12 protein-coding genes and 1 pseudogene are annotated in these 12,055 nt (G+C 68.1%); 7 read left to right on the plus strand and 6 right to left on the minus strand.

The features are described from left to right. Window positions 1-178: 178 nt before the first annotated feature. Window positions 179-1,366, minus strand: coding sequence for an SGNH/GDSL hydrolase family protein (locus D7V80_RS02295; RefSeq protein ID WP_233585077.1), 1,188 nt, complete (start codon window positions 1,364-1,366; stop codon window positions 179-181). A gap of 51 nt (window positions 1,367-1,417) precedes the next feature. Between D7V80_RS02295 and D7V80_RS02300 the strand changes: the two genes are divergently transcribed. The 3 genes and pseudogenes from D7V80_RS02300 to D7V80_RS02310 form a co-directional block, all read left to right on the plus strand. Continuing rightward, a complete protein-coding gene (locus D7V80_RS02300) occupies window positions 1,418-1,747 on the plus strand; it encodes a hypothetical protein (RefSeq protein ID WP_147446965.1) in 330 nt (109 codons plus the stop codon). A gap of 210 nt (window positions 1,748-1,957) precedes the next feature. Further along, window positions 1,958-2,092: an RCC1 domain-containing protein gene (locus D7V80_RS43800; RefSeq protein ID WP_370452441.1), complete on the plus strand. Its 135-nt coding sequence runs from the start codon at window positions 1,958-1,960 to the stop codon at window positions 2,090-2,092. A 92-nt stretch (window positions 2,093-2,184) separates the two neighbouring features. Further along, window positions 2,185-2,568 (plus strand): annotated as a pseudogene (locus tag D7V80_RS02310) (RCC1 domain-containing protein); the annotation flags it as partial. Window positions 2,569-2,801: 233 nt separating this feature from the next. Here the strand turns inward: D7V80_RS02310 and D7V80_RS02315 are convergent. The 4 genes from D7V80_RS02315 to D7V80_RS02330 are packed head-to-tail and all read right to left on the minus strand — an operon-like array spanning window position 2,802 to window position 6,186. Next, the gene (locus D7V80_RS02315; protein ID WP_120586585.1) at window positions 2,802-3,692 is read right to left on the minus strand and encodes a hypothetical protein; all 891 of its coding nucleotides are present in this window, start codon (window positions 3,690-3,692) and stop codon (window positions 2,802-2,804) included. Window positions 3,693-3,708: 16 nt separating this feature from the next. Continuing rightward, a complete protein-coding gene (locus tag D7V80_RS02320; protein ID WP_120586586.1) occupies window positions 3,709-4,461 on the minus strand; it encodes a DUF6345 domain-containing protein in 753 nt (250 codons plus the stop codon). 30 nt (window positions 4,462-4,491) lie between these two features. Next, window positions 4,492-5,301 carry a hypothetical protein gene (locus D7V80_RS02325; RefSeq protein ID WP_147446966.1) on the minus strand — a complete coding sequence of 270 codons (810 nt, stop codon included), beginning with the start codon at window positions 5,299-5,301 and terminating at the stop codon, window positions 4,492-4,494. 9 nt (window positions 5,302-5,310) lie between these two features. Then, on the minus strand, window positions 5,311-6,186 hold the full coding sequence (locus D7V80_RS02330) for a hypothetical protein (protein ID WP_120586588.1): 876 nt from the start codon (window positions 6,184-6,186) through the stop codon (window positions 5,311-5,313). 770 nt (window positions 6,187-6,956) lie between these two features. On the opposite strand from D7V80_RS02330, the gene D7V80_RS02335 reads away from it, so the two are divergent. The 4 genes from D7V80_RS02335 to D7V80_RS02350 all read left to right on the plus strand — a co-directional run bounded on the left by D7V80_RS02335 (window position 6,957) and on the right by D7V80_RS02350 (window position 11,753). Further along, on the plus strand, window positions 6,957-7,280 hold the full coding sequence (locus D7V80_RS02335; protein ID WP_120586589.1) for a hypothetical protein: 324 nt from the start codon (window positions 6,957-6,959) through the stop codon (window positions 7,278-7,280). Window positions 7,281-7,947: 667 nt separating this feature from the next. Continuing rightward, on the plus strand, window positions 7,948-8,877 hold the full coding sequence (locus D7V80_RS02340) for a YCF48-related protein (RefSeq protein WP_120586590.1): 930 nt from the start codon (window positions 7,948-7,950) through the stop codon (window positions 8,875-8,877). Window positions 8,878-9,284: 407 nt separating this feature from the next. Then, on the plus strand, window positions 9,285-9,602 hold the full coding sequence (locus D7V80_RS02345; protein ID WP_147446967.1) for a hypothetical protein: 318 nt from the start codon (window positions 9,285-9,287) through the stop codon (window positions 9,600-9,602). A 42-nt stretch (window positions 9,603-9,644) separates the two neighbouring features. Next, window positions 9,645-11,753, plus strand: coding sequence for a WD40 repeat domain-containing protein (locus tag D7V80_RS02350; RefSeq protein WP_120586592.1), 2,109 nt, complete (start codon window positions 9,645-9,647; stop codon window positions 11,751-11,753). On the opposite strand, the gene D7V80_RS02355 is transcribed toward D7V80_RS02350, so the two are convergent. Next, the gene (locus D7V80_RS02355; protein ID WP_147446968.1) at window positions 11,750-11,968 is read right to left on the minus strand and encodes a hypothetical protein; all 219 of its coding nucleotides are present in this window, start codon (window positions 11,966-11,968) and stop codon (window positions 11,750-11,752) included. The genes D7V80_RS02350 and D7V80_RS02355 overlap by 4 nt on opposite strands. Window positions 11,969-12,055 lie beyond the last annotated feature (87 nt).

The raw sequence follows: 12,055 nt of genomic DNA on the forward strand, positions 1-12,055 counted from the left end.
CCTGTCCCGGTGAAGAGGGAGGGGCGGCCTCGGTGGTGCTTGAAGGCCTTCTCGCGTTCCACGCAACCTTCGACACGCACCGCGCGTACGGCAATCACAGGCGGGCACGCCAGGGGATGGCCCCCTCGTGCCTCTGCCCGTCAGAACGTGATGAGGGATTTGTTTCGCGGGCCCTGGCTCAGGGGCGCACGACGTCCTGGATGAACCGGCTCAGCGACTCCGCCATCTTCTGGTGCGTGGCGGCGGAGGGATGCCAGTCCTCGCCGACGCCGTCAGCGAAGGGGTTCTGCATGGCCATCACGTGGCGGTGGACCCGCGCGTCGCCCAGGCGCTGGCGCTCCGCCACGAGCTGGGAAATCCAATCGCCGACGTGCACGGACGTCACCACGCCCTGCTGTTCCTTCCGCTTGAAGCCATCCGTCATGCTGCCCAGCGTGCAGACGATGTGCGCGCGGGGATGCAGCGCGCGGAGCCGTTCGAGGAAGGTCCGGTAGGCGGCCTTGAAGGCCGCCTCGTCCGGGAGGAACGCGGCGGTGCCCGCGCCCGCGAACGTGTCATTGGTGCCGGCGTTGAGGACAATCACATCCGGCGAAGCGTTGGAGAAGTCCCAGGTGGCGGGGTGGTCCGGAACGGCGCGCTCGTAGAGGGCGGGAATCAACCCGGACGTGGACAGGTCCAGGTTGCGGTACACGCCGTGGCCCGAATAGCAGACGAACACGGCCTCCGCGCCCAGGCGTTGGGCCGTGAGCCAGGCATGGCCGCGTCTGGGATTCTGGTGCTTCGACGTGAAGCCAGGCGCCTTGGAGGAGGACGTCTCCGGGATGAAGGTGACGTCGGTGCCGTAGCCGCAGGTGATGGAGTCGCCGATGAACTCCAGCTTGAGCCCCGTGTGCCGCGGGGGCGGCTCCCGGAACTCGCCATGGACCTCCAGCGCCAGGAGCGTGCTGGCGCCCACCAGGGACTCGGTGCGCTTGAAGAGCTCCACCGTGTGCAGGCCCACGGGGAGGTCGCTGGCGAGCAGGTAGCTGCCCTGGCCGGGCCGCACCGCGAGCAGCTTGGGCGCGGCCCCGTCCACCACCACGTCGAAGTGGTTGGTCCCCACGTCGCCGCCCGTGCCCGCGTCATCGAGCCGCATCCGCACGGCGTCTCCCCAGAAGCGCGCGCGCACCGTCACGCCCGGATGGGAGAAGACGACCCCCGTGTCGGAGCGATACGTCCGGCCCACGTACCGCACCCGCGCGTCGGTGGCGGGGATGCTCACCCAGGTCATGGAAGGGCCTTCCGGTGTGGGGGAGGGGCGCCTGCACGCGGCCAGTGACAGGCCCAGGCCCAGGCAGACGCTGGCGATGGGGGAGCGAACGGGCATGCAGCCCATGCTAGATGAATCGTCTTTCCTGTCATCTCCAGGGGGCTCCTCATGAACCGACTGATTGGTATCCGTTGCCCACTGGCATTGCTGGCGGTGCTGATGCTTTGGGGCACCGGCTGTGGCTCCGACCCGGAGCCGCCACCGCCGCCCCAGCCGCAGTCCCCCACGCTCGTCGAGAGCACGCAGTCCGCCGTCAACCTGATGGCCAACGAGACGGTGGCGTTCCACTTCGCCGCGAAGGATGCCGCCCAGCGGACCCTGAAGTTCAGCTGGGAGGCCCGCCTGGGGGCCTGGCGCAGCCGCAGCGCACCGCGACGGCCAGCGACGTGCGCTGGACCGGCCCCGAATGCCTGCCCGCGGGAACGCGCGTCAAGGTGACGGCGACCATCACCAACGACGTGGCGCCCGCCATCACCCGGAGCTTCGGGCTCTCCGTCGTCGCGTGCCCGGACGCACCGCTCGTCGCCGGAGGCCGCTACCACTCGGTCATGCTCCGCCGTGACGGCACGGTGCTGGAGTGGAGCTCCTTCACCCCCCCGCGTCGACGGCTGGATCCAACCGGTGCCCGGACTGACCGGCGTCCGCGCGGTGGCGGCGGGAGGCGGCCACTCCCTCGCCCTGTTCACGGATGGCACCGTCCGGGCCTGGGGGACAACTCCGGGGGCCTGCTTGGAAACGGAGGGACCGACACCCCGTCCAGGCCGGTGCGGGTGGTGGGGCTGACGGAGAGCATCGCCTTTGTCGCGGCGGGTGATTTCTCGCTGGCTCTGCGCAAGGGCGGCACGGTCTGGGCTTGGGGGTAGAACGGTGACGGCCAGCTCGGCGACGCGACGGCCTCCAGCCGCCGGTCCCCGGTGCAGGTGTCCGGCCTGGCGGGCGTCCAGCGCATCGCCGCGGGCGAATACCACTCGCTGGCGGCAACCGAAGGCGGCTCGCTCGTCACCTTTGGCGACAACACCTCCGGACAGCTGGGACTGGGCGAGGGACAGGAGCAGCAGTCGCGCGGAGAGAGCCTCACGTTCCGCAATTCCCTCGCCATCGCGGCGGGCCACGACCACACACTGGCCGTGGCGAGCACTGGCATCGTCTATGCCTGGGGTGGCAATGCCGCGGGCCAACTGGGCAATGGCGAGGCGGCGAACAGCACCGGGCCCATCCTGGTGACGTTGCCCTGGTACTCGAGCCGGTCTCGGAATTGAGCGAGCAGGCATGAGGGGGCAGGCCGGGCCGCTGATCGACATGGTTGACGGGGCCTCGAACAGGCGTTTACGCGTTGTTGCGGCCCGCGCACTCGCTCACCCCGTGAGACGAGGCCGTCGGTGGGCTTCGCCGGAGGGGGTTCCCCTGTCGGCGCCACCCCAGCTCCGTCTTCCGCGGCCCTCCTGGCGGCTACCAACCCCCGTGCGCGCACGCAGCAGGGCCCTCGTCCTTCTTACGCTCCGTAACCTTCCCGCGGCGGCTGCCGCCGGAGCGGCTCGCGCTGCGGTATGAGCCGCTCCGGCGATTTCACGGCCGCGGCGCCCCAATAGTCGGTCCGCATGGCGGTGCGGCCCGCGAAAACGCCTTCGGTCGCGTTGACCGACATCCCAATGACCCAGGCTGGCTGCAGGTAGCGCTGGGCCGTGTCCCATCCATGCTCGTAATAGCCAAGGCGGATGTCGTCGATGGTCATCACGCCGCTGCCCGGGCCCTCCCACTCGCGCATCGCCTCACGCTGGACCGCTTCCGCCGGGCGCAAGGCAACACGCTCGGCCGCGTCGTCACGGAGATCGCGCCAGAGGCGATCAATGCCAGTCAGGTTGCCCTCGTGGTCGATGTAGACCATGACCTTGCCGCCCGGCCCCTCGACGGGCAGGCCGTCAACGACGCGCGTGAACGCCACCCCGACGTCGATGACCCGGTGCTCGCCCAGCCCGCTACGCCGGTCGGCGACACCGACGTTCAGCCGCGTCACGCGCAATAGCTTGCACTCCGCCAGCGGCACCACGTCATGAGCCTCGATGAACCGCTCGGCCATGCGGATCGCCGTCGCGTCGTCGAACTCGACACGCGAACTGCCGTCGTCGACCTGCCAGCGCGCGTTGTCGTGGAAGCGGATGCCTCCCGACGCGTGATAGACCACGAACTCGAGCGAGCCTTCGCTGTAGCGGGTCTGGCGCGCGTCCTGGCACAGCGTGCCGCTCTTCGTCCGGCCCGCGAGTCCGAAGCGGCGCGCGCGCCCCAGCACTGCACGCGGGCTCGCGCGCGTCGGCGCCAGCCGGAAGATGCGCGCGCCGTCCTCTGGCGCCTGAGGCGGCTTCGCCAGGATTTGGAAGGTCGGCATGGTGTCTACTCCGTCGTCAGTCCCGCCATTTCCACGCCAGCCAGTTCGTCGCGCGGACGTCGAACCACAACCAGCCGAGCGTTTCGCCTTCGCGCCGCGCGATCGCCTCGTCGCGCGTGGAGCCTGCAGCGATGGCAATCGGGCGCGACGCATCCTCGTTGGGGTTCTCCCAACCATAGCCGGTATCGAGCCAGGCATTTGCGATTGGCTTGCCCTGGCAGATGTCGAGGGCGAAGGCGATCCTGCGGTTTCGCGTGCCCGGCCCAACCCGCTGCACGTGGATGAATCCGAGCAGTAGGTGCATTTGCTGCATCGGGCCGCCCCACACCTCCACCACATGCGAGGGCGCCGTGTCGGTGACAATGTCGCAGCTATCAAGCGCGAACCACTTGAGGCGGCTCGCGCCAAGCTTCCACTGCGGGCTCATGGACCGGCACGGCGCGAGATCCGGAGGGTTGTGGCGCGACGAGAACCCGATGTTGAAGGCCAGCTTGTCCTCGAAGCGGAACTGGCCGCCGTGCCCCGCGAAGTAGCAGAAGTGCACGTTGTCGCTCCAGTTCAATGAGTCGCCGCCGAAGTCCGGATGGTCGAAGTCCGACGACCATGCGTTGTCGTTGCCCCAGTCGAAGATGTCGTCGTGGCCGAAGGAGCGCATCGCGAGCAGGAAGCCTTCGGCCACGTCGGCCGAATAGTTCAGGTCGGGCTGCTGACACTCCGGGTCGTTCTGGTGAAACACGTTGGTCCATTCGATACCCACTCTCACGGCCATGGCAGCCTCCGCTCGTCGATCAGGTGCGCTTCAGAACGGCCGCGGATTGCCGATCCGATAGGCCACCGCATTCGCGAATTGGTTTGCGAGCCGCACGTTGCCGATGTTGCGCGCCGCCTGCGTGACCACCAGCGGCACCCAGGTTCGCGACAGTTCGGCCAGGTCCGCATCGAACTCGACCGTCATCTGGTAGGGCGAGTGAAACAGCAGGTGGCTCGGATTCGTGTCGTAGCGGTTCATCTGCCCGAAGTCGAAATCACTCACCCGATGCGGGTAGTACCAGTCCGCGTCCCGCGGCGGCGAGCCAATCTTGCGGTGCGAGGTGTTGAAACCATGGGCATACTGCCAGTGATGCCATGACTCGTGCACCATCGTCGACGCCCGGTTGCCCGCCGAATCCGAAGTCGAGCCCAGGCTGAAGAGGCGGCAGTACAGGTTGGTACGGTCGCGCGCGAGGAAGCGGCGCGTCTGAGCTCTCGCGTCGGCCGTTCCGCCGTCCGTCGTAGCGAGCCGGGTGTAGAAGGGCCCATGGAAGTGGTTGCTCGTTGCGCGCGACGAGCTTCGGTAGTCCTCGGTCGAGTGCCACTGCAGCGCGTCGTTGTCCGACAGCGCGTAGTTGATGAGGAACGCGGCGTTCACGACCTTCGCGAACGGCAGACTGCTGTTGCACGCGTCGCTGAGGCCCGCCGAATACCAGGAGGAGTCGGTGAGGTCGTAGGCCTGCCACACCCACATATAGAGGTCGCGCCAGCAGCCGCCATACAAGCTACTGACCGTCGACTCTTCCACGTTGGCTCCGACCGTACAGTGCACGGGAAATGAAGGAGGCTTGTCGAGCATGGTGGCTCCTCAACGGGGTCGGCGCAGTGCGGGCCGGCACACGTCGGACCGCCTAAATGGGGCGTGCGGCGCCGGCGGCCGCTCCTCGGGATGGCGTTCGTAGAAGGCGGCCACCTGCGCATCGAAATCGGAGGGGTGGCTGTCGCGCGTGCGGCGTGGCAAGCCGACGAGCCTGGCCTCGTCGGGGCGAGCCGCCGCGCGTGCGCGCGCGAGCGCCTCGGGACTGTCGTCGGAGTTGAAGGTGTAGGCGTCCAGCGCGGCCAGCCGCACGGCTCGCGACTCGTGATTCGACCCGAAGCTCAGCACGGCCTGCAATGCCTCGGCGGTGACCAGGTGGGCGAGCATTTCGACCGCTCGGGCCTGCAGCACCTCCGCCGCGTCGAGGTAGGAGATGCATGAGTCGTACGCAGGGCCGCCGGACGCGCCGCGCACCATGCTGTAGGGCGGCAGCCCGATGAACCGCACCAGCGGCTCGGCGAACTCGGGCCGACGCATCTCTCCGATGATCGAGAGAAGCACTTGATGGCGTCCGAGGTCGCGCACCGGCAGTTCGAAGAGGCTCGCGATCAGTGCACGAGCCGCATCGTCGTCAGCGCGCGCGGCGGCCACCGCATCACGTACGGACTGCGTGTCCGAGACGGGCGTGCCCGCCACCCAGCACACGAAGGCGTCGATTGAGTGCGCATCCAGCGGGGCTGGGGGGGCGCGCCGGATCATTGCCGGATCGAACGCAGGCGGCGTGGGCGTGAGCGGTGACGGCGCGACGGCACTCCGCCTGCCGAAGCGCGACCCCAGGAGATAGCCGGCCACCCCCGCGGCCACGAGCGCACGCGCGACGATGAAGGCGGGCGTCGGCCCGCGTTTATGAGTGGGCCTGTCACTCATGAGGCACCTCCGTGCTGCCGCACTCCGGCATTGGCCTGGTTTCCCTTTCGCTCTAACCAAACTTGGACCCGTCTCGGAGCGCGGACAAGGGCCGGCAAGCCCTATTCTGCCTTTGGCGGGAGCGTGCCCATGCGATCTCGGCGCGACCGTGGTCGTGTCGGCAAGCTCTTGGCGGCAGAGAACCGTTCTCCCGGCAGCAGGAGTCGGACCAAGAGCCAGGAAGGATTCGGCCTTTGGGCAGCAGGGTTGCTTCAAGCTGCAACGTGGATCCGCACGCGTCTGTTACGTGCCGACGAGTGTGATGCCAGGTCGCCGCCATCCGAACCAGATCGGAAGACGGGAACGTGTTGCTGTTCAAGTCCCGCCAACGATTCGAGCGTCCGGATAGTCGCGACTTGTCGCCAGGTTGCTGGTTCTGCTGATGTTTCTTGAGAGAGATTGGGAGGGGTGTTTGTCGGAGCAGCGGCCTGGCTACGACCCGCTTGGTGTCTCAAGAATCCGGTGCAGTACAGATGTGAGCACGCGGACCTCCCAGCAGCGGGTGGGCATCCCGGCGTACGTCGCTCAGTACGGCCCGGCGGTGGCCTATGGGAACACGCGGTACTTCGTCGTCTGGAGTGAAGTCCGGACAGGCGGGCTTACGGCTCGCCCGTGGCTCGGGACGGCACCATGCCCAAGCCGGGGGGCACGCCCCTGAATCCCGGTGACACATCCATCCGGAGGATGGACATCGCTTTCAATGGCACCCACTTCTTCGTCATCTGGACGGCGTGAACGGCGTGCGCGTGACGCCGGGCGGCACCGTCGTCGGCCCGGACGCCAGCGCCTTCAACTCGCCGGAGGCCTTCGACTGGAGCGACGAGCGCGGCGGAGGCGCCGGACGCGAGGACACCTACGGCAATCGGGTGACGGAGGCCGGCAGCGTCCTCGACGGGGATGGCTTCCCCATCTCCGAGGCCGCTGGCGCGCAGGTGACTCCGGACGTGGTGTGGACCGGGCGCCGCTTCCAGGTGGTCTGGGCCGACGGCCGCTCGGGGGCCGCGGACATCTACGGTGCGCGTGGCGGATTCGGTGGGGGAGGGCGCCCTCGGTAAGGTAGGCCAGCACCGTCGCCTGCCTGCGCACTTGGGAGAGGAGAAGACGTCCACTCTGAAGGTGCGTTTGAGGAGGCCGGCGCAATCGAGCCCCGGGGGGGCGCTGACGCTTTTCGTGGGTGGTTGCCGCCGATAGTGCCTCCTTCTCGCCAGCGACCGCTGCAGCGGGGAGCGGCGCATGGGGGGACGGGCGCACGCCGGTATGCTGCTATCCGTGGATTTCGAGCGGAGGACCTCGCGGCGAGCCACCTTCGGCTCACAAGACGCATTCACTCATTCTCCGGCCCGTTGTCCCGGCATGCCACCGAGGGGCGCGCGTGGTGTCTGGTGCCCTGAGCACTTGCAGTTTCCACACTTGCACATATCAGGACGCGCGAACGCCGAGGGGCCACTCCATGGCGGGAAGAGCATGCAGAGCGTGGCCGCGGGGGACTGGCTCCGGAAGGACAACGAGATGGCGGATCCGCAAGCGGGTCGGAGATTCTGTCATAAGTGTAGTGCCATGTTTTTTTGATGGATTGCCCATCAAGGGAGCCTGTCCTGGAGGTGCTGGCCATGGGCCTGCGGGATTCGAATTTCTGGTGCCACACGACTCCCTGAAAGGCCAACCGCGCAACAGACCTGGCGCTTTTGTCGCAAATGCACTCAAGCGAGGGGAACTACGACAATGTCCATCGCCATCCTGGTTTCGCCCATACTGACATCCCTGAACGGTGTTTCTTTCCCTGACATCTGCCACGGCTGGATCAGCGCCGATGAGGGCGTCATACTGGCCACCGAGAACGGGGGCGCCACCTGGACTGAGATTCCCAATACCAAGACCATGACCACGGCAACGCTCCGGGATATCGTCTTCCCTGACACCCTCCATGGTTGGGCGGTCGGCGGGAACCCGCCCACCATCGTTGCCACCGACAACGGCGGTCGGACGTGGGGTCCTCAACTCTCCAGTATCGAAGATGTCAAAGCTCTGCTCGGCGCCGTCGCCTTCCCTGATTGCACCAACGGTTGGGCCGTAGGCGCAGAATTCGACGGGGGCGTCATCGTTCACACGGCCGATGGCGGCCGAAACTGGGAGCGCCAGGCGTTGGAGGCAGCGAACTTCTCTGACGGCTTTCGGGGGGGCGCCTTCCCCGATACATCGAACGGTTGGGTCGTCGGTGCTGGGAGCCCTGACGGCACCGGCGGCATCATCATCCACACCGCCGACGGCGGCGAATATTGGGAGCGGCAGACCGGTAACGGCTTCTGCGAAAACCTCTGGGGCGTTGCCTTCCCGGACGGCACCCACGGCTGTGCCGTCGGCGACCATGGCACGATCGTAGTCACCCATGATGGCGGCAGTACCTGGCAGCACAGGGACATGGGGGCGGAGCGGCTCATGCGAGTGACGTTCGCCGATACCCTCCACGGGTGGGCAGTTGGCGAGAACGGCATCTTCCTGTCCACTGCTTCTGGCGGCGATACCTGGGAAGTCCTGGCCTCCAACCAGAACCCCCTCTTGGGGGTCTCCTTCCCCGACCTCAGCCATGGCTGGGCTGTCGGCATCAGCGGCACAATTCTGGCGACCCTGCTTCCGAGCTCGGCGTGCACATGAGCGAGTGGAGTGCCTGAGAGGATCTTGGACATGATCGCTGGTGGGGCCAGGCTCGCACCTGCCATGGCCAATCTCAGGTGCTCCAGAATGGCGCCCACCCTCCGGCTTGCTTCACGTGCGCGCAAGCCCGCCGCCTTCCGAGCGTTACGCTCGCCTCCTTCTCTTCTGCTTGGGGGAATGCATCTGCTGTGGGACGGCATCCTGTGGATTCTGCGGATCGGCGCGCAGTAGAGCGAACTGGCGCGGGAGAAGTACCCGCTCTACAAGACGGTCCACCGCTGGTTCCAGGGCTTGGTGAAGGACGGCACTTTCCGCGCCGTCCTGCGTGCATTGGCGCTGGACCGCAAGGAGGCGGAGCAGGCGGTGATGCGCAGCCGCAACGCCTGCGCCACGGCTTCGACGCGGTGGTGGACGACGTCTGTGATGAGGCCTGCGAGAAGCTGGAGGCGGCCGTGGGCGCGGCGTGGAGGCCCGCGGAGAAGATGCGGACCTTCATCGAGGTGCGCCAGGGAATGGCGGAGCGGATGGTCCAGCAGCTGCGCGTCACGCCCTGGGCTCGCGAGGTCGCGCTGCTGACGGCCATCTTCGAGGCGGGGAAGGAGCAGGGCACCTTCGAGGTCCGCAACACCCGGGCCGCCGCGCGTGCGCTGGCGCTGGGCTTCCAGCACGTCGAGTGCACGCTGCTGCGCGTCGGCCTGCCGCCAGGAGCGCTCATCCGCCCATGAGCAACGTGCGGTATCATCGGGCGAAGGAGTCATTTCCGTCATATGCCAGGACCCTTCGCGAACCTCACCCAGCTGGCCCAATGCTCCGACGCGGAGCTCGAAGCGCTGTTGGAACAGGCCGACTTCGAAAACTTCGAGCCCGGCCGGGACCTTCCGCCGCTGCGTGAACGGCTCCTCCGGTTGGAGCGCGAGCGCGGCCTCACGGAGGTCCACCGGCGCTTCTCCGACAAGGTGCTGGCCGCGGGGGCACGGCTCGTGGAGACGCCGCGCTACATCGGCATGCAGCGCTGCTTCGCGCTCAGCCCGGATGGCCGCCATCTCGCCATCGCGAGCAACCGCCTGGACGAATCGCACGGGGGAGACGTGCGCATCTGGGAGCTGGCGACGGGGCGCGTGGTCGACACCGTCGGGTTCGAGACGACGCTGGTCGGCTCGACGCGGGAGCCCTCCTGCCTCCAGTGGTCGCCGTCGGGGGCGTGGCTCGGCGTCATCCTGGACCAGGCCGTCATCGGCGTGATGCGGGCCTTCGCAGGAGCGCTGCCTTCCTTCACCGCGGACGTCACCCGGCGCTGGGGCTCGCCGCCCGCGTGGTCCGTGATCAATCCCGCACACGTGGCGAACAAGGGGCACCTGCCCGCGTGGTGCTGGTCTCCGGATGAAACCCAGCTGTTCATCTCCACCCCCGGGCCGGACGGCGCGCTGGGCTGCATCGCCCCGTTCAGGGATGGGGCCCGGGTCAACGAGGACAGTGAAGGGCTTCGCTGGTGCCCGGCCCGGCTGGACGGACAGCCTTCGAAGTCGCGCCCGCATACCTGGGTGCGGTGGAGCCCGGATGGCTCACGCATCCAGGGCTATTGCAAAGACGAGTTCGTGCTCGAACCGAACGCCAGCGCGGCACAGGAACCCCACCCGTCCGCCTCCGCCATCGACGTGCGGAGCGGCGACCTCGAGTACCGCTTCGATGACCTGACCCTGCCGCTGGCGTTCTCTCCAGACGGTGCGCGCCTGGCCTACGGGGAGGAGCAGCCCCGGCTCGCCAACGGACACACCGGCCGCGCGGTGTCCGACCTGAGCAGGGACGCCGAGCTGCGCGTTCACGCGATCGAGGGATATGTCTGGTCCCGCGACGGCCGGCGTCTGGCGGTGCTCATCAACAACTACGAGTTCCCCCAGGTCCTCATCTTCGAGGGCGGCAAGCGCCTGTGTCAGGTGAACCTGAAGCGCCGTTCGTTCGGGCCGGCTTCCAGGAGCGGCGACCTGGGCCGCTGGGCCTGGTCGCCGGATGGCTCCATGGGCGCATGCCTGCTGCGTGATGAGGGAGGAACGGTCGAGCTGTGGAAGGTGGGGTCCTCGGCCAAGATGCTCCGGCGGCTCGAGGGCGCCAGCGGCATCGACGGACTGGCCTGGGGCGCGGACGACACGCTCGTGGGAACGGGGCACCATGACATCGCCTTCTGGGACGTGAACACCGGACAGCTGCGCTCCCGCTCCTCGTTGGAGTTGGAGCCGGGCCGCGTGCCACCCCCGAGCGACTGGAACCCCTGGCCGGACGAAGTCGCACGCTTCATCCCGACCGAGCGCGGCTGGGACTTCACGCGCGCGCAGCCGGACGGCACCGTGGTGTGTCCCCCGGGCTCGCGGGAGAAGCTCGAGCCCCGGCTGATGTTCTCCGTGGGGGGCCGCCACGCCTGGCCCTGGCGCTGGGCCGAGGGGACCCGGCATGCGCGTTGGGAGGATGCATCCCCCTGGCCCGTCGAGCCCCTGGCGGAGGCCGCGTTCGAGGAGCGGCACGTCCCCGTGCCCGAAGGCGAGACGCTGGCGGCGCGGGACGACCGGCACGGGAAGTGGGGATTCCTGAAGCAATACCAGGCCCCCACCCGGCCCCTGAATCACTACAAGGCCGAGCCCGTGTTCACGCACGGCCCCGCCATCAACCGCGCCAACCTCACGCCGTACCTCGGCAAGGGGGTGCTGCTGCGCCAGACGCAATACGGGACGTGGTACGCCCTCGGGGCCCTGCTCGAGGTCTCCGACGAGGGAATCCTCCTCCACCCGCGCGCCCCCATCGGCTCGTACCGCGAGCGGCTCCTGTCCTTCCGGGACATCCTCTGGATTGGACCGGCGGTGCCGCTCGAGCCGCCGGAGGGCTAGTGCCAGGTGCCCACGCCGAAGCCCCAGCCGAAGTAGAGGCGGGACACGTCGGCGAAGCCGCTGACGCGCCACGAGGTGTCGGGCGAGAACAAGCCGAAGACGGACCCTTGGAACAGCCGCAGCTCCGCGCTGGCGGTGCCATGCACCCACCGCGAACGCGCCGTATCCGCTCCCGCCTGCTTCCTCGCGGCATGAAGCACAAATCCAGCAGGCATGGTCCTTCGCCCAGAAGCTGCTCAAGGCCTTCCAGCTGCCGGGCCCCGCAGTGGCGGTCGCGCATCGAGGGCGGAAGGGCCATGCTG

Origin of the sequence: Corallococcus sp. CA054B (genome assembly GCF_003611625.1) — a bacterium.
Lineage (GTDB): Bacteria > Myxococcota > Myxococcia > Myxococcales > Myxococcaceae > Corallococcus > Corallococcus coralloides.